Genomic DNA, 18,795 nt, shown 5'->3' on the forward strand with positions numbered 1-18,795 from the left:
CGACCGCAGGCGGCGCCGTTGCCATTCATCACCCGCTCAACCCTCACGCCGCCCAGGCAGCGGCGCAAACGGCGCCTTGCACTGCACACGCCCAGGAGCTCTCACAGGGGAGCGCAAAGTGCCTAACGCGCTCTAAGTTTTTAAAAATTAGATTGACGCTAGTCATCATTGATTCATCCAGCTAAACAATAGCAGTTTACTTCTCAACAATATAAAACAAGGAGTCACTTATCCTTCTCTCTTCTAAATTGCGAGGAACAGGATGAATGACAGATTGATAGCAGGCTCCGCAACCGGAATCTTGTTGCACAAAGATTCAAAGTCGTGGTGTGTCAGTGCATCCCAGCCCGTCACCTATGAAGTGCAGCAGGTTGACGGGCTGTTTGATTGCAAAAATAAAACCCTCTTAGACTTATGCAGCGACTCTAAAAAAGCAACGCGCCATATCGTAATCATCGATAAGCGCGTCGACGATTTTTACGGAGCCGATATTCGGCGTTATTACGCACATCATGGCATTCATTTATATACCTTGACTCTATCCTCATCTGAGGAGACAAAAGACATGGCTGCCGTAATGTCGATTGTTCGACATTTGGAGGCAAACAACGTGCGACGTCGTTCAGATCCTATCGTTGGCATCGGAGGTGGTGTCTTACTGGATCTGGTGGGCTTTGCAGCAAGTTTATACCGCCGTGGCATTCCTTACATCAAGGTACCGACCAACGCAATGGCAATCTGGGACGCAGCTGTCGGCATTAAAACCGCGATTAACGCTCTTGGGCGTAGAAATAGACTGGGATCCTATCACGCCCCTAGCAAGGCGCTTCTTGACCGTAGCTTTCTGAAGACGGTTGATCGCCGCCACCTCGCCAACGGCATGGGTGAACTACTGAAGATTGCAGTTATTAAGGATGCTCAGCTATTTAATCTACTTGAACAGCATTCAAAAATGCTATTGGATACAGCCTTCCAAGACAACTTGATAGCGCCAAAGGTAATTTCTCGTGCTGTGCATGGGATGCTAGAAGAGCTTGCACCCAACCTTTGGGAAACCATCCTGGAGCGATCTGTAGATTTCGGTCATTCATTCTCCCCACTATTTGAGATGCGCGCACTCCCTGAATTATTGCATGGGGAGGCGGTAGCACTGGACGTGTTGCTTTCCTGTCGCATCGCATTAAGACGCGGCCTCATAACACAAAAAGAAATAAATCGTGTTAAGTCAACTATGCGCGCAATGGATTTACCGTTGACACACCGTTTCTTTTGCGACCCTCACATGCTACAAGAAGCTCTTGCCGACACTGTATGCCACTGTGACGGCATGCAGCGCTTACCGTTGCCATCTGGAGTTGGCAAATATACGTTTATCAATGATTTGAGTTTTAATGAAGTGCAAGTCGCAGCAGAGGAGATGATGAATGTTAACGAATGATACTCTCCCATATATGACTGAAAAAATAGCATTCAAGGTCATTACAAGCGTGATGCAGGCTGCCTCTCGCGAAGGGTTATCTATTGCAGTCGCCGTGGTCGATTCAGCGGGTCAGTTATTTGCTTTTCAGCAAAGTCGAGACGCATTTCCCGCCTCAATTGAGCTCTCAATAGCAAAAGCGAAAACTTCTGCCAAACTTCGAAGAACACTCAGGATATGCAGCATAACCTGGAAAAAGGACGGTTATCTTATTTGGCCATACCAAGTGCACTACCCCTCGCGGGGGGAGTTCCTCTGCTCGTGCGAGGCGTAGTGATTGGTGCCTTAGGAATTAGCGGCGCATCCTCATTTCAGGATGCACAACTAGCTTCAGCGGTGACAATTGAAGAAGATTGGACCAACGATCAAACATGATTAACTCATACGTAAATCAAGTGGCTTTGGTCACTGGAGGAGGCTCTGGAATTGGGAAAGCCACCGCACTAGCTTTTGCACAGGCGGGAGCTCGCGTAGCCGTGGCCGGGCGCTCACTTCCCGCATGCAATGAGACTGCAGCGCTAATTCATTCGCTGGGTGGAAAATCGATATCTATAGGTTGCGATATTTCTTGCGAAGATCAGGTGAAGTCATTATGCGAACGAGTGGAGAATGAGCTTGACCCGATAGATGCGGCCTTCCTGAATGCTGGCGTCGGAACCGCGTCGGCGCTTGTGGAGCAGGATGTAGAATTATTCGAGCAGGTGATGGGGATTAACTGCACAGGACTAATGATATGTTTGAAGCATTTATTACGTTCAATGTATCAACGTAAAACAGGAGCAATCGTCACAAACTTATCGGTTCATGCGTACCGCAATATTTTTGAGGGCACAGCCGCCTATACAGCCTCAAAGCATGCGGCATAGGCAATCACTAAGGCCGCTGCAATCGAGTCAGCGCGCCATGGAGCTCGTGTTAATGGGATATTACCCGGTCCAATCCATACAGAAATGCTCATAAGATCTTCGGCAATCTCAGGGGGAGTCGCAGGCTGGGCGGAAAGATTACCCATGAAGCGGGTCGGCTTGCCCGCAGAGGTGGCAGAAGCAGTAATTTGGCTATGCAGCCCATCTGCTTCTTTTATAAGCGGCTCAGCAATTCCTGTAGACGGTGGTTTTCTTGCAACTTAAGCCTTTTTGATAGAAAAAATGACTTGGATCGCATTAGGCTTGCTAGCCGGCTTAATATTAGGAACCTACGATTTTCTTACAAAACTAGCACTCAAAGAAAAGAATGTCCTAGAGGTGGTTTTCTGGTGCTCAGCTCTTGGGGCTTTGATATGGGCGCCTTTTTTCTATGCTCCAGACTCCTGGAGCAACGCGCTCCATAGCGCTGCGCTAGCACCGCAACATCTTAGTTTCGAGCAGCAAATGGCTGTATTACCCAAGTCCATCATGATGGTGATGACTTGGATATTGTCATATTACTCGGTAAAACATTTACCATTATCAATTTCAGCTGGCGTACGCGCCAGTGGGCCACTATGGACTGCGTTAGGAGCTGTACTGCTACTGTCTGAAAGGCTTAGTTGGTGGCAGTGGCTCGGCCTGGCTGTATCGATGGGCTCTTACTACCTTTTCTCACTGATTGGTCAGAAAGAGGGCATCAGCTTCAAGCGAAATTTATGGGTACTAAGCATGGTTGCCGCCACATTGCTTTCATCGGCCAATGCACTCTACGACAAGTACATTCTGGCTACATTGCACATGGACCTGGCTGCAGTCCAAGCCTACTCAGCGCTACAGCGTGGAGCCATAGCATTATTGCTTTTACCTTGGATATTTCGAGGCATAGAAGCAATAAGCCTTCTCACTCGGAATTGGGCAATCCCCGCCATTGCTTTCGCCTACGTACTGGCTGAGTACATTTACTTGGCGGCTGTACAGATTGATGGCGCTCAGATCTCTGTAATTTCTGTCCTTCGTCGCACAAATCTCATCATGGTTTTTGCACTATCCGCGATCTTTTTCAATGAGCGATTTATTCGCCAAAAGATCATTGCAATTAGCGGAGTTCTAATTGGCATTGCCCTAACCATCTTGCATTAATGGGCTAGCCTTCAACCACCAGAGAGCGGAGCCATTCGATTACTTTACGAGCATGGGGAGAAATAATGGCCCGCTCCGATGCAAGCAAGAAATATGCTTGCGCCGAAGGTATTGAAATCTCAGAAATACGAACTAGATTTCCGCTTTGCAATAACCCTTTCACCAAAGATCGGCGCCCTAACGCAACACCTTGTAAGTTCAAGGCAGCGTCGATCAGGAAGCCTGTATCAGAATAAACCATATTGCGTTGAGTTGGCGAAATATTCAGCTTCGCTACTTTCAGCCAAGGATCCCAAGGCTGTCGACTGTGCGAAAGGATGTCTGCACGCTTAAAAAGCTCTGGCAAGCTTCGATTGCCAAGCTGTTGCAGATAGCGAGGGGCCGCCACCGGGAACCACTCGTCTTCCAACAATCGCTCACAATAAAAGGCTTCCGGTGTATTTTTAGAAAATCTGATCGCTATGTCCGCTTCGCCTTGATTGATGTTCACTGTACGGGTGGTCGGCATAAGTGCAATCGAGACAGACGGATGAGTGCGATGAAATTCGGTAAGTGCAGGCACCAATCGAAAGCGTCCAAAAGAGGGAAGCGTGCTAATACGAACAATATCACGCCCATGCGTGAAACCACTAAAAACCGCCTCAAGATTTTCAAGCAAAGATCGAACCTGCTGGTGCAAATAAGCACCTTCTGCACTCAAGGAGACAACACGCGTAGTTCGATTAAAGAGCTTAGCACCTAAAAGTCTCTCTAAATCTCGTATCCTATGACTAACAGCGCTGTACGAGATATTCAACTCATCTGCAGCCTGATTGAAGCTTTGTCGCCGAGCCACTGCATCGAATGCAACTATCAAATGAATAGGGGGGATATTTCGCATGATTGATATGCAACCAAAAGCCTCATTAAATTATCGAATTGGCATTGATGTGGGAGGCACGAAGATTGAGGGTGTTGTACTAGACAAAGATGACAATGAGTGTATCCGACTGAAATACGCCACCCCGAGTGGCAGTTATGGCGCCATAGTGCAACGCATCGTCGACTTATATAAGGATCTGTCTTTTTCTGTGGGAAACGAAGCACACACATTGGGCATTGGAACACCAGGATCAATATCTCCGACAACTGGACTTCTACGCAACTGCAATGCTACCCAACTAAACGGACACCCCTTACACCGCGAATTAGAGAGGCGTATTGGAAAACCATTTGCAATAGAAAACGATGCGAACTGTTTTGCACTGGCAGAAGCCCAGCTTGGAGCGGCAAAAGAATACGAGAATGTGTTGGCTCTGGTGCTAGGAACAGGTGTTGGCGCTGGTCTGATTGTGAGAGGGCATCTGGTGTCAGGAAGGAATCGCATTGCCGGAGAGTGGGGACATATGGTGCTTGATCCCCAAGGACCGCAATGCTATTGTGGCCGCAGAGGATGTGTGGAATCCTACCTAAGCGGCCCAGCACTCGAACGACAGTATACGCAAATCACCGGCCAGAAGCTCAGCACAGAGCAAATCGTGCATCGTGCACAATTTAACGATCAGGATGCATGCAGGATTCTCGACCATTTCACTGAATATTTTGCTCAAGCTGTAGCTAGCGCAGTCGCATTAGTGGATCCACAAGCCATCGTTATCGGCGGCGGACTGGCGAGCATTGATGCTCTCTATACGAAAGGAGCCCATCGTTTGCGCAACTTAGTTTTTAGTGATTTTTACGAAACCCCTATACTTCGCAATCAACTCGGAAACTCTGCCGGCGTTATAGGCGCCGCCATGATAGGAATATGAAATGCATATAATCACCATTGGAGGCGCAACAATTGATATCGTTGTTTCTGGATCCAGATTGAGCACCATCTCCGGAAACAAGCAAGAAGTCGAGTCGATTACTATGGGAATTGGGGGTGGAACTGTTAATGCGAGCTTAGCTTTTCAAGCATGCGATGCAAATGTACGTATCGTGTGTGCCTTAGGTTGCGATACTGAGTCTTTGTGGCTACGCACAGCTCTTCAACGGGAGTCCATTGATCTTTCATTGATACAGTCTGTCGCAGATCAACCCACTGGCAAGTCGGTGGTTTTCCTGGATGGCTCAGAGGCACATGTCTTTGCACAACGTGGCGCAAGTACTCATGTGGCTCCAGCAAGAGTGGTGGATGCCGCCGGATGCACTGATTTACTATACGTAACAGCACTATCTCCCGCTGCCGAATTAGAGTTCAGCACTGCATTACGACATCGCAGTTCTCACTTTCCTCTTATAGCGATCAACCCTAGCATGCGACAGCTCGCTACCGCATCATCGGCGGGAGAGTATTTATTAAGCCAGGCCAACCTAATCTGTTTCAATGAGGCAGAGGCACGCATGCTGGCTGCAAAACTTGGAGGCCAGATACCGAGTGACATCCTAAAAGATGGGGCGCTGTGGATGAATGATATTCGCTTGCACAGTTCACAGGCGATGTTGGTCACACTAGGAAGCAGGGGAGCACTGTTTCATGACGGATATGAAATTCATTTCATGCCCGCCGAGCATGTATCCGTGGAATCCACGCTCGGCGCGGGGGATGCTTTTGGCGCAACGTTAGCCTTCTATTGGGCCAAAGGATATCCAGCCACAGCAGCATTAGAAGCTGCGCGCGCATATTGTGCTAAGGTGCTTCAAACAATCACAGCCAATCTTGCAGACTCAAAGCACACTGATCTACAATCATAAATCTAGATCAATGCCACACTATAAACCCCTATTGCAAACCATAGAGCATCAAAAATAGCGACAACAGATATTACTCGGATATTTGCAATACCGCCCTAGCGCGAAATAGTAGTGGCTTGATGGAAATTATTTTTGAGCAGTACACTAGGTGTTCAGTCTCATCATTGCGATGGCATCTTGGTCAAAATCTTCCGCCACTACGTTGGAAATGCCTTTAAAGTTTTCAGTCCCAAGCGCATTTTCTCCTTGCGTCTACAGATTTTTCCTCGAGAAAGAACGATCCGTAAACGAATATCAACAAACCTAGCCCGCCGCCGCCGACGCCCGCCTGCCATGCCCACAGCCTCGAGCACCAACGCCCCAAACATCAATGCCCCGGCCGCCGAGCACGACGGCGGCGCCTTGCCGCAGCTGTTCAGCTTCCGCCGCTGCCCCTATGCCATCCGCGCGCGGCTGGCGCTGGCCGCCGCAGAGCAGGCCTACACGCCCATCGAAGTGGTGCTGCGCGACAAGCCCGCCGCGTTGCTGGCCGCTTCGCCCAAGGGCACGGTGCCGGTGCTGGTGCTGCCCAGCGGGCAGGTGATCGACGAGAGCCTGGACATCATGCTCTGGGCCTTGCAGCGCCACGATCCACACGCCTGGCTGCAGCCCACGCACGGCAGCCTGCAAGCCATGCTGGCCTTGGTGCACGATCTGGATCGCCACTTCAAGCCCTTGCTCGACCGCTGCAAATACCCGCAGCGCCACCCAGAGTACGCATTGCAGGATTCGCGCCAGCTGGCGCTGCAATGGCTGCAGCGCCTGGATTTGGCGCTGGCATCGGGCCCTTGGCTGTTTGGTCAGCGCCTGGCCCTGGCCGATGCGGCCGTGTTCCCCTTCGTGCGCCAGTTCGCCGCCATCGATCCGCCCTGGTGGGACGCCCAGCCCCTGCCCCGGCTGCAGGCCTGGCGCCAACGCTGGCTCGCACTGCCGCTGTTCGAGCAGATCATGCGCAAAAGCGCCCAGCCCGGCGGTTGAGGGCTTCAACGCGGCGCGTCTGCGGGCGCCTCGCCCCGGACCAGGATGTGCTGCAACCAGCGACGCAGCTCGGCAGCCACTTCATGTGGATGGGTGACCGGCCACAAATGGCTGCGGTGCGGTTTGGTCACGATCTGGGCCCGCGGCGCGGCAGCGGCAAAGCGGCGGGCGTGGATGTGCAGCTGATCCCAGCTGCCACCCAGCAGCAGCACCGGGCAGACCACTTGCCGCAGTTGGTGTGCGCCGCAATGGCGCATGACCTCGCCCCAAGCCAGGCGGATTTGCTCGAAGTCCCCGCCGCGGGCGCGCACTGCGGCCCAGGTGGGCGCGTGGGCCGCGCGGCCCAGCCACAGCGCATCCAGGCGGGCCATGCCGTCGGGCCCGGCGGCCTCCCACAGGCGCGCCACCTGCCGGTACATCCAGGCGCCTGCGCCGCGCGGCTCGGCCGCGCAGCCCATCAGTGCCAGGCCGGCCAGGCGCTGCGAATGCTGCTGGGCATAGCTCATGGCCACATAACCACCCAGTGAGTGGCCGCCGAGCACCACTGGGCGCGGGCCGGCCTGCGCAATCAGCCCGTCCAGCTGCTGCGCAGCGAGCGCCAGCGAGAAGGTTTCGCCCGCGCGCAAGCCATGGCCGGGCAGATCCGGCGCCAGCAATTCGGCCACGCCCTGCAGCAACGGGCCGTAGGCATGCCACTGAGCGCCGTTCAGGCGCGTGCCATGCAGCAGGACCAGCAGCGGCAAGTCCGCACCACCCGAGGCGCGGACTTGCTCGACCGCAGACGCGGATTCAGCGCGCACCGCCAAAGCCGTGCTGGCGCCAAGCCTCGAACACCGTCACCGCCACGGCGTTGGACAGGTTCAGGCTGCGCTGACCTTCGAGCATGGGCAGGCGCAGGCAGCGCTGGGGCGGGAAGCTCTCGCGCAGATAGGCCGGTAGGCCGCGCGTTTCGGTGCCAAACACCAGCCAGTCGCCAGGCTGGAAGCGCGTCTCGAACACGCCCTGGCTGCCCTGTGTGCTCAGCCCGAACATGCGGCGGGCATCGGGCTCTTGCGAGGCCAGAAAGTCGCCCCAGCTGGCGTGGCGCCGCACTGTGGCGTACTCGTGGTAATCCAGCCCGGCGCGGCGCATGTGGCGGTCGTCCATCGAAAAGCCCAAGGGCTCGATCAAGTGCAGGCGGCAGCCGGTGTTGGCCGCCAGGCGGATGACATTGCCGGTATTGGGGGGGATCTCCGGGTGGACGAGAACGATTTCAAACATGGTGCAAGCTCACTCTCTCAGAACCTGTTCAAAACAACGCCGGTCATTGTGCCAGCGCCACGCGCCCGTGGCGCGACCAGCGGCCCGCTCCAGGGTCTGTCATCAAAATCGCCACACCCTATCGCCGCGCCTGCCCCGCATGAAAAAACGCCTGGTCTTCGCGTGAAGGCCAGGCGTTTCTTTCATACGCTGCGGCAGGCTCAACGCCCTGCCTTGCCAGCGGCGTTTTCCAGCAGTGGCACGGCGCCATCGTGGCTGTGCGTGAGCAGGCCACTTTGCGAATAAATGCCCAGCTTGGCGCGGGTGTCCACGATGTCCAGATTGCGCATGGTCAGCTGGCCGATGCGATCGGCCGGGCTGAAGGGCGCGTCCTCGACCTTTTCCATCGACAGGCGCTCGGGCGCGTAGGTCAGGTTGGGGCTTTCGGTGTTGAGGATGGAGTAGTCGTTGCCACGGCGCAGCTCCAGCGTGACCTCGCCGGTGACGGCGCGCGCCACCCAGCGCTCGGCGGTTTCGCGCAGCATGATGGCCTGCGGATCAAACCAACGGCCCTGGTAGAGCAAGCGGCCCAGGCGGATGCCGTTGATGCGGTATTGCTCGATGGTGTCCTCGTTGTGGATGCCGGTGACCAGGCGCTCATAGGCGATGTGCAGCAGCGCCATGCCGGGGGCCTCGTAGATGCCGCGGCTCTTGGCTTCGATGATGCGGTTTTCGATCTGGTCGCTCATGCCCAGGCCGTGGCGGCCGCCGATGCGGTTGGCTTCGAGCATCAGCTCCACGCTGTTTTCAAAGGTCTTGCCATTCAGCGCCACGGGCACGCCTTCCTCGAAGCGGATGCTGACTTCTTCGGCCTTGACTTCCACCTCCGGGCGCCAGAAGGCCACGCCCATGATGGGCTGCACGATGCGGATGCCGGTGTTGAGGAACTCCAGATCCTTGGCCTCGTGCGTGGCGCCCAGCAGGTTGGAGTCGGTGCTGTAGGCTTTCTCGGTGGACATCTTGTAGTCGAAGCCATTGGCGATGAGGAACTCGCTCATCTCCTTGCGCCCGCCCAGCTCGTCGATGAAGCGCTGGTCCAGCCAGGGCTTGTAGATCTTCAGGCGCGGGTTGGTCAGCAGGCCGTAGCGGTAAAAGCGCTCAATGTCGTTACCTTTGAAGGTCGAGCCATCGCCCCAGATGTTGACATCATCCTCCTGCATCGCGGCCACCAGCATGGTGCCGGTGACGGCGCGGCCCAGCGGCGTGGTGTTGAAGTAGGTGATGCCGCCGGTGCTGATGTGAAAGGCCCCGGTCTGGATGGCGGCGATGCCTTCGTGCACGAGCTGCTTGCGGCAGTCGATCAGGCGCGCCTTCTCGGCGCCGTACTGCATGGCCTTTTTGGGGATGGCCTCGTAGTCGGACTCATCGGGCTGGCCCAGGTTGGCGGTATAGGCGTAGGGGTGGGCGCCTTTTTGCTTCATCCACAGCAGCGCCGCGCTGGTGTCGAGGCCGCCGGAAAACGCAATGCCGACCTTCTGGCCGACGGGAATGGATTGCAAGATGGTGTTGGACATGGGTGCTTGCCCAAATGGGGCCAAAAAAATAGCCCGCCGTTCACGCTGGCAGGCCAAGCCGAGAAATGCACGGCGCGCGATTATAGCGGCGCGCCCATGGCCGCCGGCGATGGCTATCCAGGCTGCCAGCAGGCACTGTGCGAGCGTTTTCCCCGTGGCGAATCGCCCGCGTAGCGCCTAAAAACGCGCCGAAACGCGGCCGGGTCGGCATAGCCCACGCGGGCGGCCACCTCCTCGACCGAGGCGTTGCTGGTCTCCAGCAGGTGCGCCGCATGCGCCACACGCAGGCGCTGCGCCAGCTCACCTGGCGTCATGCCCAGCGCCGCGTGCACGCGCCGCGCCAAGGTTCTGGGCGATACGGCCGCAGCGCGCGCCAGCTCCGGCAGCGCAATCTGCCGCTGCAGATTGCCGAGGATGAATTGCTCGGCCTTTTGCACCGCAGGGTCGCAAACGCGCAGATGCTCCATCGCCATGTAGCGCGACTGGCTGGGGCGGCTGTCGAGCAGCAAATAACGGGCCACGCGCTGCGCCAGCGTCGCGCTGGCCATGCGCGCGATGACGGCCAGCATCAAGTCGGCATGGGCGAAGGCCGCGCCGGCCGTCAGCACGCCGGGGGCCTGCACCACCATCCGCTCGGCCTCCAGCGTCACGGCGGGAAAGCGGCGCGCGAAGGCCGCGCCCAGCCACCACGTCGTGGTCGCGCGTTGGCCATCGAGCAGCCCCGCCTCGGCCAGCAGGAAAGTGGCCGAGCACGAAGCGGCCAGCATGACCTGCCGGGCCGCAGCGCGCGCCAGCCACGCCGCAGCCCGGCGGCATTCATCGCCGGCCAGCCAAAGCTGCATCGAGGCTTCAGTGGCCGCAAACCAGCCGGGCACCACCAGCACGTCCGCCGCGCCCATGCCGCGCAGCTGCAGCGCGCCATCGACCGCAATGCTGCGCCCGGCGCCCGAGCGCACCGGCCGCCCATCGAGCGAGACCACGCGCTGGCGCAGCAGCCGCGCAGCATGCGGCGCAGCGACCCCATGCCCGCCAGCCAGTTGCGCGGCCGAGGCCACGATGTCCACGCCAATGCCCAGGCTGCTTTCCGTGACGCCGTCAAAAACCAAGTGCGTAATCATTTTGTCAAATATAGACCGAATATAGTCATTCTTGCCACCATCCAACTGGCCGTCAACCGCCTAGCATTGCGGCCCATGAAACCCATCGATCAGAACCCGCAGATCGCACAGATCGCGCACATTCATGCCCGCTCAACCCCTGGGGCGCAGCTGCAGCTCGATCCCTCCTGGTGGGGGTTTGGCGGCCTGCATGGCGGCCTGGCCCTGAGCCTGCTGGTGGCCGCCATGCAGGCCAGCGCGCAGGGGCGCGCGCTGCAGCAGGTCTCGGGCCGGTTCCGCCGCGCGCTGCGCAGCGCTTTCACGCTGCAAGTGCCCGAGCCGGCCCACGGCAAAACCGTCTCGTGGCTGGACGCCCACGCCATCGAGCAAGGCCAGGCCGCCCTGTCGGCCAGCGCCGTGTTCGCCCAGGCCGGGCCGCCCTGCGCACAGCCCATCGCCCCGCCCATGCCCGATGTGCCGCCGCCGGCGCAATGCCCGCTGTTTCAGGTGCCAGAGCAATTCGTGCCCTTTGCGCGCCATACCGAAATTCGGCCCGTCGGCCATGCGCGGCCCTACAGCGGCGCAGCCGAGCCGCAGCTCATGGCCTGGCTGCGCATCACCGATGACGATCTGCCGCCCGACGCGGCCCGGCTGGTGGTGCTGATGGACGCGCTGGCCCCCTCCTATGGGGCCATGCTGCATGCGCTTCAGCCTTTGCCCACCGTCACCTTCTCGGTCACGCCCGGCAGCGGCCTGGCGCAAGCTGGCTCGCCCTGGGTGCTGCTGCACGCCCGCACCGATGTGTGCCACAGCCAAGGCTGGCTGCTCGAGCGCCTGCACGCCTGGGCCCCAGGCGGCGCACACCTGGGCTCGGCCGAGCAACTGCGCGTGCTGCTGCCCGCTGCGCCCCAGGCCGCGCCCGGCGCGCAAACCGCCGCGCGCAGCCAAGGAACCGCACATCCCACTGCAACAGGAGTCTCATGAAACGCATCGTCGTCACGGGCATGGGCATCGTGTCCCCCTTGGGGTGCGATGTGCCGCATGCCTGGGCCAGCCTGCTGGCTGGCCACAGTGGCCTGGCCTGCCTGCCGCCACAGATTACCGAAGGCATTGCCGCCAAGGTGGCCGGGCTGGTGCCCGAGCGCTCGGCCCAATGCCCGGCAGGCTTTGACCCCGACTGGGCGGCAGAGCCCAAAGATCAGCGCAAGATGGATCGCTTCATCCTTTTTGCCCTGCATGCTGCACGGCAGGCGCTGGCGCAAGCCAAGTGGCAACCTGACAATGAGGAGGAGAGGCAGCGCACGGCCTCGGTCATCGCATCGGGCATTGGCGGCTTCGGTGCCATCGCCGAGGCCGTGCGCACCACGCAATCGCGTGGCCCGCGCCGCCTCTCGCCATTCACCATTCCCAGCTTTCTCGCCAACATGGCCGCCGGCGCCGTCTCCATCCAGCACGGCTTTCAGGGGCCGCTGGGCGCCCCGGTCACAGCCTGCGCCGCTGGCGTACAGGCCATTGGCGATGCGGCGCGGCTGATCCGCGCGGGCGAGGCGGACATCGCCTTGTGCGGCGGCGCCGAGGCCTGCATCGACCGCGTCAGCATCGGCGCATTCGCCGCCGCCCGGGCCATGTCCACCGGCTTTGCCGACAGGCCGCGCCAGGCCTCGCGCCCCTTCGACCAGGCGCGCGATGGCTTTGTCATCGCCGAAGGCGCTGGCCTGCTGGTCATCGAAAGCCTGGAACACGCGCTGCAACGCGGCGCCAGCCCCATCGTCGAACTGGTGGGCTACGGCACCAGCGCCGATGCCCACCACATGACCTCACCACCCGAGGACGGCAGCGGCGCACGGCGCGCCATGCAGCAGGCGCTGCAGCAGGCCGGCATCGCCGCAGCCGAGGTGCAGCACCTCAATGCCCACGCCACCTCCACCCCCGTGGGCGATTGCAGCGAGCTGCGCGCCATCCGCGCCGTCTTCGGCGGCGCAGCCGGCCCGGTCATCTCCGCCACCAAGTCCGCCACCGGCCACCTGCTGGGCGCCGCAGGCGGCGTGGAAGCCATCTTCACCGCACTGGCCATCCGCGACCAGATCGCTCCGCCCACGCTCAACCTGGAGCAGCCCGACGCCGAGGCTGGGGGCCTGGACATCGTCGGCGCCGCCGCGCGCCGCATGCGCATCGAGCACGCCATGTCCAACGGTTTTGGCTTCGGCGGCGTCAATGCCAGCATCCTGTTCAGGAAATACCAATAAGCGCCTGCCCAAAGAAACCACCAACGCAGAGGCCACAAAAAAACCAAGTGACGCTCATCACTTGGTTTTTCCATTGGCGGAAGAGGTGGGATTCGAACCCACGGATGGTCGCCCATCGCCGGTTTTCAAGACCGGTGCATTCAACCGCTCTGCCACTCTTCCAGCAAGTTTCCCAAGGGGCGCAGTCTGCCGTGAAGCGGCATATTCTAAGGGCGAATTGCCTCACGCCAAGGCCCGGCGGGCGCAGTCGTGGCCGGTGGGATAATCGCGCGCCATGTCCATCATCATCAAATCGGAAGCGGACTTTCCCAGTCTGCGCCAGGCCTGCCGCCTGGCATCGGAAGTGCTCGACTTCATCACCCCCCATGTGCAGCCCGGCATCACCACGCGCGAGATTGACCGGCTGGCCGCCGAATGCATGGCGCGCCAGGGCACGCGCTCGGCCACGCTGGGCTACCAGCCTTCGGCCGATTACCCGCCCTATCCGGGCTCGGTCTGCACCTCGCCCAACAACGTGGTCTGCCACGGCATCCCCAACGACAAGCCGCTGAAAAAGGGCGACATCCTGAACGTGGATGTGACCGTCATCACGGCCGATGGCTGGTATGGCGACAACAGCCGCATGTTCGAGGTCGGCGAGGTTTCGATCGCCGCGCGGCGGCTGTGCCGCCTGACCTTCGAGGCCATGTGGCTGGGCATCTTGCAGGTCAAGCCCGGCAACCGCCTGGGCGACGTGGGCCATGCAATCCAAAAGTTTGCCGAAGGGCATGGCCTGTCGGTGGTGCGCGAGTACTGCGGTCACGGCATTGGCCGCAATTTCCATGAAGATCCGCAGGTGCTGCACTACGGTCGCCCTGGCACCATGGAGTTGTTGGAGCCGGGCATGGTGTTCACCATCGAGCCCATGCTCAACCTGGGCAGGCGCGAAGTGAAGGCATTTGGCAACGATGGCTGGACCATCGTCACCAAGGATCGCAGCCTGACCGCGCAGTGGGAGCACCAGGTGCTGGTCACGCCCACGGGCTATGAGGTGCTGACGCTGTCTGCGGGCTCGCCGCCGCCGCCGGATTTCGTCAAGGCCACCAAGACCTGAGGGCCTGCCCCACCATGCCCGACGAGCCCTCTACCGCAGCGCCGGTCACGCCAGCCCAACTGGCCCAGTGGCGCGCACGCCATCAGCAATGCAAGCAGGCCATCGTGGCCGAGCTGCTGCGCCCGGGCCGGCCGGGGCGGCACATCCAGACGCTGCTGCGCCAGCTCAGCGACGCCACCGATGCACTGCTGCTGCAGCTGTGGCAGCACTGCGCGCTGCCTGCGGGTTTTGCCCTGCTGGCTGTGGGCGGTTATGGGCGCCGAAGCCTGTTTCCAGCTTCTGACATTGACTTGCTGCTGTTGACCCCCGAAGGTCTGGAGCCCGAGAGTGACGCCCGGCTGCAAAACGCCATCGAGCAATTCGTCAGCAACTGCTGGGATGCCGGCTTGGAGATTGCCTTCAGCGTGCGCAGCGGCAGCCAGGCCATGGCCGATGCCCAGCAGGACTTGAGTCTGCAGACGGCCTTGCTCGAAGCGCGCCTGCTCGCTGGCGATGCGGCGCAGTTCGGGCAGTTCCAGCAACGCTTTGCCCAGGGGCTGGATGCATTGGCATTTTTGCGCGCCAAGCTGCTGGAGATGCGCCAGCGCCATGCCCGCCATGCCAACACGCCCTACGCGCTGGAGCCCAATTGCAAGGAGTCGCCAGGCGGCTTGCGCGATCTGCACCTCATCCTGTGGGTGGCGCGCGCCGCTGGCCTGGGCAGCAGCTGGCAGGAGCTGGCCGCCAACGGCATCGCCACGGCCATCGAGGCGCGCGCCCTGCGCGCGCGCGAGGCCGAGCTCAGCCTGATTCGCGCGCGGCTGCATGCCGTCTCGGGCCGGCACGAAGACCGGCTGCTGTTTGACCTGCAGCACAGCCTGGCCCCGCTGTTTGGCTACCGCTCCGAAGCCGGGCCGGGCCAGCGCCTGCCCATGCGCGCCAGCGAACAGCTCATGCGCCAGTACTACTGGTGCGCCAAGGCCGTCACCCAGCTCAACCAGATCCTGTTGCTGAACATCGAGGAGCGCCTCAACCCCAGCGCGCACCAGTTGCGCCCGATCAATGAGCGCTTTTTCGACAAGGGCGGCATGATCGAAGTGGCCAGCGACGACCTGTACGAGCGCGAGCCACACGCCATTCTTGAAACCTTTTTGCTCTACCAAACCCAGGTGGGGCTCAAGGACCTCTCGGCGCGCACGCTGCGCGCGCTGTACAACTCGCGCCACGTGATGGATGCCGCGTTCCGGCGCGACAGCGTCAACCGCGCGCTGTTCATGCGCATCATCGAGCAGCCCGAAGGCATTACCCATGCGCTGCGGCTGATGAACCGCACCTCGGTGCTGGGGCGCTACCTGTGGGCCTTTCGCCGCATCGTCGGGCAAATGCAGCACGACCTGTTTCACGTCTACACCGTGGACCAGCACACGCTGATGGTGGTGCGCAACATGCGGCGCTTTTTCATGGCCGAGCATGCGCACGAGTACCCGTACTGCTCCAGCCTGGCTGCCGGCTGGGACAAGCCCTGGCTGCTGTATCTGGCAGCGCTGCTGCACGACATTGGCAAGGGCCGCGGCGGCGACCACTCGGAAATCGGCGCGCGCATCGCGCGGCGCTTTTGCCGCCAACATGGCATCGCCCGCGCCGATGCGGACTTGATTGTCTTTCTCGTGCAGCAGCATCTGATCATGAGTCAGGTGGCGCAAAAACAGGATTTGAGCGATCCGGACGTGATCGCCGCCTTCGCCCAGCGCGTGGGCAACGAGCGCCGCCTGACCGCGCTGTACCTGCTGACCGTGGCCGACATCCGTGGCACCAGCCCCAAGGTCTGGAATGCCTGGAAGGGCAAGCTGCTCGAAGACCTGTACCGCGCCACGGCGCGCCTGCTGGGCGGCAACCGGCCCGACCCGCTCGCCGAAACCGAGCGCCGCAAGGACGAGGCCCGCGCCCTGCTGGTGGGCCAGGGCTGCGCCGCCGACGCGCCCACGCCGGCGCAGCTCGACGCCTTCTGGCAGCGCCTGGACTTTGGCTACTTCATCCGCCACAGCGCCGATGAGCTGGCCTGGCACGCGCGCCACCTGGCCAGCGCCGCCAACCCACAAGCGGAGCAAGTGCCTCAAGCGACACAAGTGCTGGCGCGCCAATCGACCCTGGGCGAAGGCCTGCAAGTGACCATCTACGCGCCCGATCAAAGCGATTTGTTCGCCCGCATCGCCAGTTACTTCGACCAGGCCGAGTACGAAATCCTCGACGCGCGCATCCACACCACGCGCGATGGCTATGCGCTGGACAGCTTCCAGATCGAACTGGCCCAGGCGCAGGCCGAAGAGCCGGGCAGCGCCCCGGCGCACGCGCAGCATGTGGAGCGAGCCCTGGCGCAGTACCTGCAGCGCGCAGCCGCCCTGCCCCCGCCGCGTGCGCGGCGCGCCTCACGGCGCGCACGCCACTTCCCGGTCAACACCCGCATCCGGCTGGAGCCCGATGACAAGGCCGAGAACTGGTTGCTGTCCATCTCCGCCGCCGATCGCCCCGGCCTGCTCTACGGCATCGCCTGGACGCTGGCGCAAATGCAGCTCGAAATCCTGCTGGCCAAGATCAGCACCCTGGGCGAGCGCGCCGAGGACAGCTTCCTCATCCGCGGCCAGGCTTTGCGCGATCCACGGCTGCAGCAAGAGCTGGAGCGCGCGCTGATGGCGCAATGCCAGCTCGGCTGAGGGCGGCGCCCCCTGCCGCTGCCCACCATCTCTTGGCAGGCCACGCAGTGGCCATCAGCGCAGCAGCAACTGCACGAACGCCTGCGCCTGCGCCTGCAGCTGCGCGCGGTCGCGCTGGATGCGCTCCATCACCGCCAATCCGCGGGTGAACGTCAGCACGGCCTGGGCCGTGGCCTGCGGCGACAGGCGCAACTGCCCGCGCAGCTCTGAGCTGTCCAGCCGCTGGGCCAGCAGCTCCTGCAGGCCCAGCAGAAACTGCTGCAGGCGCTGGCGGATGGGGCCATCTGCCATCTGCAACTCCATGGCTGTGCGCGTGGTCAGGCAACCATGCGACGGCCGGCCACACATGTTGGACAGCGCCACGTCAAAAAAACCCTGCAGCACCGCCGCGGCACTGCCCGCGTCATCCGCCGCGCCTGCACGCCAAGCCGTTTGCAGTTTTTTCTCGAAACGCTGTGCGTACAGGTCAAAGGCGCGCAGAAACAGCGCCTGCTTGCTGCCAAAGGCGTGATAGAGCGAGCCGCGCTGCACTTGGCTGGCCTGCGCCAAGTCCTGCATGGAGCTGCCCTGCCAGCCCTTTGCGCGAAACACCTCCAGCATCCGGGGCACGATGGCCGCCTCATCAAATTGTCGTACGCCGCTCAAGCAACTTCCTTTCTTGACACACTCGTCAAAATTGACAACACTGTCAAACATCAAACCCAATCGGCCGCGCAAGGCAAGGCCCGGCCCATCGTATCAAGACAAGGCCGCTGCAGCGGCGAAAGGCCCTGATGATGCAAACCAATGAATGCGCCGCACAGATCCAGCAGCACGCCAGTGCTGCAGGGCGCGATGGGCAAGCTGGCAAGCAGCCAAAGGCCGCAGAGGCACACAGTGCGGCAATGCCTGCCGAGCAACCCAGGCGCTTCTGGCTGGGCGTGGCCTGTGGCATTGGCTCGGCGCTGATCTGGGGCGCCTTCCCGGTCATGACGCGCCTGGGCGTAGCCTATGCGCCGCTGGATGCGCTGGACATTGTGTTCATCCGCTACTTCTTCTCTGGCCTGCTGCTGGCGCCCTTTTTGCTGCGCAAGGGCCTGGGCGGCATCCCCTGGTGGGGCCTGGCGCTGATGGTGCTGGGCATTGGCGCGCCCTACATGCTGGTGGTGGCGCAGGGTCTGCGCCAAGCGCCGGTGGAGCAGTTCGCTTCCATCGTGCCGGCAAGCATGATCGTGTTCTCGCTGGCCATTTCCATGCTGCTGCTGCGCACCCGGCTGCGCCGCAACGAATGGCTGGGCATTGCGCTGATCGTCATCGGCATGGCCGTCGTGGCGCTGCACAGCATGCGCACGGCGGGCCTGGGCGCGGCACAGGCCTACGGCCTGTTCCTGCTGGGCGGCCTGCTGTGGGCCGTGTACACCGTCACCGCCAAGGCACTGTGCCGCTCGGCCTTTCATGCCACGGCCATCGTCTCGGTGCTGTCCATGTTGGGGAACCTCTCAAAACCTCACCTGTACTTTTGATCGAGTAAATTGCTCAGCATGATCACTCCTGGCAGCGCCCTGAAGTTCGACCTGTTTGCCCAAGCCTGTCGAGAGCGCAAGCTTGAAGACTTGG

16 protein-coding genes, 1 tRNA gene and 2 pseudogenes are annotated in these 18,795 nt (G+C 60.7%); 12 read left to right on the forward strand and 7 right to left on the reverse strand.

The window, feature by feature from the left end:
• Nucleotides 1–262: 262 nt before the first annotated feature.
• From CLI93_RS03875 to CLI93_RS03900, 4 genes and pseudogenes are all read left to right on the forward strand, one after another.
• Nucleotides 263–1,438, forward strand: coding sequence for a sedoheptulose 7-phosphate cyclase (locus CLI93_RS03875; RefSeq protein ID WP_095542750.1), 1,176 nt, complete (start codon nucleotides 263–265; stop codon nucleotides 1,436–1,438).
• 13 nt (nucleotides 1,439–1,451) lie between these two features.
• Nucleotides 1,452–1,852 (forward strand): annotated as a pseudogene (locus CLI93_RS15615) (GlcG/HbpS family heme-binding protein).
• Nucleotides 1,849–2,607: pseudogene (locus tag CLI93_RS03890) on the forward strand (SDR family NAD(P)-dependent oxidoreductase). Before CLI93_RS15615 ends, CLI93_RS03890 begins: the two co-directional pseudogenes overlap by 4 nt.
• Nucleotides 2,608–2,625: 18 nt before the next feature.
• Entirely contained in the window at nucleotides 2,626–3,525 is a 900-nt protein-coding gene (locus tag CLI93_RS03900; protein ID WP_095542745.1) for a DMT family transporter, read from the forward strand.
• 4 nt (nucleotides 3,526–3,529) lie between these two features.
• Here the strand turns inward: CLI93_RS03900 and CLI93_RS03905 are convergent, their stop codons facing one another.
• On the reverse strand, nucleotides 3,530–4,405 hold the full coding sequence (locus CLI93_RS03905; RefSeq protein ID WP_095542744.1) for a LysR substrate-binding domain-containing protein: 876 nt from the start codon (nucleotides 4,403–4,405) through the stop codon (nucleotides 3,530–3,532).
• Here CLI93_RS03905 and CLI93_RS03910 point away from each other — a divergent pair.
• The 3 genes from CLI93_RS03910 (at nucleotide 4,404) to CLI93_RS03920 (ending at nucleotide 7,260) form a co-directional block, all read left to right on the forward strand.
• Complete coding sequence (locus CLI93_RS03910) at nucleotides 4,404–5,315, forward strand: ROK family protein (RefSeq protein WP_095542743.1); 912 nt, start codon at nucleotides 4,404–4,406, stop codon at nucleotides 5,313–5,315. The two genes, CLI93_RS03905 and CLI93_RS03910, sit on opposite strands and share 2 nt — an antisense overlap.
• A 1-nt stretch (nucleotide 5,316) precedes the next feature.
• Nucleotides 5,317–6,243, forward strand: a complete 927-nt coding sequence (locus tag CLI93_RS03915; protein WP_095542742.1) for a carbohydrate kinase family protein — start codon at nucleotides 5,317–5,319, stop codon at nucleotides 6,241–6,243.
• Between the two features lie 333 nt (nucleotides 6,244–6,576).
• Nucleotides 6,577–7,260, forward strand: coding sequence for a glutathione S-transferase (locus CLI93_RS03920; protein WP_095542741.1), 684 nt, complete (start codon nucleotides 6,577–6,579; stop codon nucleotides 7,258–7,260).
• Nucleotides 7,261–7,265: 5 nt separating this feature from the next.
• Here CLI93_RS03920 and CLI93_RS03925 read toward each other — a convergent pair whose 3' ends face one another.
• From CLI93_RS03925 to CLI93_RS03940, 4 genes are all read right to left on the reverse strand, one after another.
• The gene (locus CLI93_RS03925; protein ID WP_172424295.1) at nucleotides 7,266–8,060 is read right to left on the reverse strand and encodes an alpha/beta fold hydrolase; all 795 of its coding nucleotides are present in this window, start codon (nucleotides 8,058–8,060) and stop codon (nucleotides 7,266–7,268) included.
• Entirely contained in the window at nucleotides 8,050–8,520 is a 471-nt protein-coding gene (gene trmL, locus CLI93_RS03930) for a tRNA (uridine(34)/cytosine(34)/5-carboxymethylaminomethyluridine(34)-2'-O)-methyltransferase TrmL (RefSeq protein ID WP_095542739.1), read from the reverse strand. The genes CLI93_RS03925 and trmL overlap by 11 nt, the downstream gene beginning before the upstream one ends.
• A gap of 200 nt (nucleotides 8,521–8,720) precedes the next feature.
• Entirely contained in the window at nucleotides 8,721–10,073 is a 1,353-nt protein-coding gene (gene argG, locus CLI93_RS03935; RefSeq protein WP_095542738.1) for an argininosuccinate synthase, read from the reverse strand.
• 113 nt (nucleotides 10,074–10,186) lie between these two features.
• Entirely contained in the window at nucleotides 10,187–11,191 is a 1,005-nt protein-coding gene (locus CLI93_RS03940) for a GlxA family transcriptional regulator (protein WP_095542737.1), read from the reverse strand.
• Nucleotides 11,192–11,266: 75 nt separating this feature from the next.
• Here CLI93_RS03940 and CLI93_RS03945 point away from each other — a divergent pair, with 75 nt between their 5' ends.
• Together CLI93_RS03945 and fabF are read left to right on the forward strand one after the other, a co-directional pair.
• Nucleotides 11,267–12,154: a thioesterase family protein gene (locus CLI93_RS03945; RefSeq protein ID WP_095542736.1), complete on the forward strand. Its 888-nt coding sequence runs from the start codon at nucleotides 11,267–11,269 to the stop codon at nucleotides 12,152–12,154.
• Complete coding sequence (gene fabF / locus CLI93_RS03950) at nucleotides 12,151–13,416, forward strand: beta-ketoacyl-ACP synthase II (RefSeq protein WP_095542735.1); 1,266 nt, start codon at nucleotides 12,151–12,153, stop codon at nucleotides 13,414–13,416. The genes CLI93_RS03945 and fabF overlap by 4 nt, the downstream gene beginning before the upstream one ends.
• 74 nt (nucleotides 13,417–13,490) lie before the next feature.
• Here the strand turns inward: fabF and CLI93_RS03955 are convergent.
• A tRNA-Ser gene (locus CLI93_RS03955) sits at nucleotides 13,491–13,578 on the reverse strand.
• A gap of 112 nt (nucleotides 13,579–13,690) precedes the next feature.
• On the opposite strand from CLI93_RS03955, the gene map reads away from it, so the two are divergent.
• Both map and CLI93_RS03965 read left to right on the forward strand, forming a co-directional pair.
• Entirely contained in the window at nucleotides 13,691–14,509 is an 819-nt protein-coding gene (gene map / locus CLI93_RS03960; protein ID WP_095542734.1) for a type I methionyl aminopeptidase, read from the forward strand.
• Between the two features lie 14 nt (nucleotides 14,510–14,523).
• The gene (locus CLI93_RS03965) at nucleotides 14,524–17,199 is read left to right on the forward strand and encodes a [protein-PII] uridylyltransferase (RefSeq protein WP_095542733.1); all 2,676 of its coding nucleotides are present in this window, start codon (nucleotides 14,524–14,526) and stop codon (nucleotides 17,197–17,199) included.
• 54 nt (nucleotides 17,200–17,253) lie between these two features.
• On the opposite strand, the gene CLI93_RS03970 is transcribed toward CLI93_RS03965, so the two are convergent.
• The gene (locus CLI93_RS03970; RefSeq protein ID WP_095542732.1) at nucleotides 17,254–17,844 is read right to left on the reverse strand and encodes a TetR/AcrR family transcriptional regulator; all 591 of its coding nucleotides are present in this window, start codon (nucleotides 17,842–17,844) and stop codon (nucleotides 17,254–17,256) included.
• Nucleotides 17,845–17,975: 131 nt separating this feature from the next.
• On the opposite strand from CLI93_RS03970, the gene CLI93_RS03975 reads away from it, so the two are divergent.
• Nucleotides 17,976–18,701, forward strand: a complete 726-nt coding sequence (locus tag CLI93_RS03975) for a DMT family transporter (RefSeq protein ID WP_172425521.1) — start codon at nucleotides 17,976–17,978, stop codon at nucleotides 18,699–18,701.
• Nucleotides 18,702–18,795 lie beyond the last annotated feature (94 nt).

It is taken from the genome of Vandammella animalimorsus, from assembly GCF_002288875.1.
GTDB classification, from domain to species: Bacteria; Pseudomonadota; Gammaproteobacteria; order Burkholderiales; family Burkholderiaceae_C; genus Lampropedia; species Lampropedia animalimorsus.

Excerpts from the sequence above, each read along its gene's own strand:
- CLI93_RS03920 (WP_095542741.1), top strand. The coding sequence starts at position 6,577 with ATGCCCACAGCCTCGAGCACCAACGCCCCAAACATCAATGCCCCGGCC.
- CLI93_RS03900 (WP_095542745.1), top strand. The coding sequence starts at position 2,626 with ATGACTTGGATCGCATTAGGCTTGCTAGCCGGCTTAATATTAGGAACC.
- CLI93_RS03975 (WP_172425521.1), top strand. The coding sequence starts at position 17,976 with ATGCAAACCAATGAATGCGCCGCACAGATCCAGCAGCACGCCAGTGCT.
- CLI93_RS03905 (WP_095542744.1), bottom strand. The coding sequence starts at position 4,405 with ATGCGAAATATCCCCCCTATTCATTTGATAGTTGCATTCGATGCAGTG.
- CLI93_RS03965 (WP_095542733.1), top strand. The coding sequence starts at position 14,524 with ATGCCCGACGAGCCCTCTACCGCAGCGCCGGTCACGCCAGCCCAACTG.
- CLI93_RS03945 (WP_095542736.1), top strand. The coding sequence starts at position 11,267 with ATGAAACCCATCGATCAGAACCCGCAGATCGCACAGATCGCGCACATT.
- map (WP_095542734.1), top strand. The coding sequence starts at position 13,691 with ATGTCCATCATCATCAAATCGGAAGCGGACTTTCCCAGTCTGCGCCAG.
- trmL (WP_095542739.1), bottom strand. The coding sequence starts at position 8,520 with ATGTTTGAAATCGTTCTCGTCCACCCGGAGATCCCCCCCAATACCGGC.
- CLI93_RS03940 (WP_095542737.1), bottom strand. The coding sequence starts at position 11,191 with ATGATTACGCACTTGGTTTTTGACGGCGTCACGGAAAGCAGCCTGGGC.
- CLI93_RS03875 (WP_095542750.1), top strand. The coding sequence starts at position 263 with ATGAATGACAGATTGATAGCAGGCTCCGCAACCGGAATCTTGTTGCAC.
- argG (WP_095542738.1), bottom strand. The coding sequence starts at position 10,073 with ATGTCCAACACCATCTTGCAATCCATTCCCGTCGGCCAGAAGGTCGGC.
- CLI93_RS03910 (WP_095542743.1), top strand. The coding sequence starts at position 4,404 with ATGATTGATATGCAACCAAAAGCCTCATTAAATTATCGAATTGGCATT.
- CLI93_RS03915 (WP_095542742.1), top strand. The coding sequence starts at position 5,317 with ATGCATATAATCACCATTGGAGGCGCAACAATTGATATCGTTGTTTCT.
- fabF (WP_095542735.1), top strand. The coding sequence starts at position 12,151 with ATGAAACGCATCGTCGTCACGGGCATGGGCATCGTGTCCCCCTTGGGG.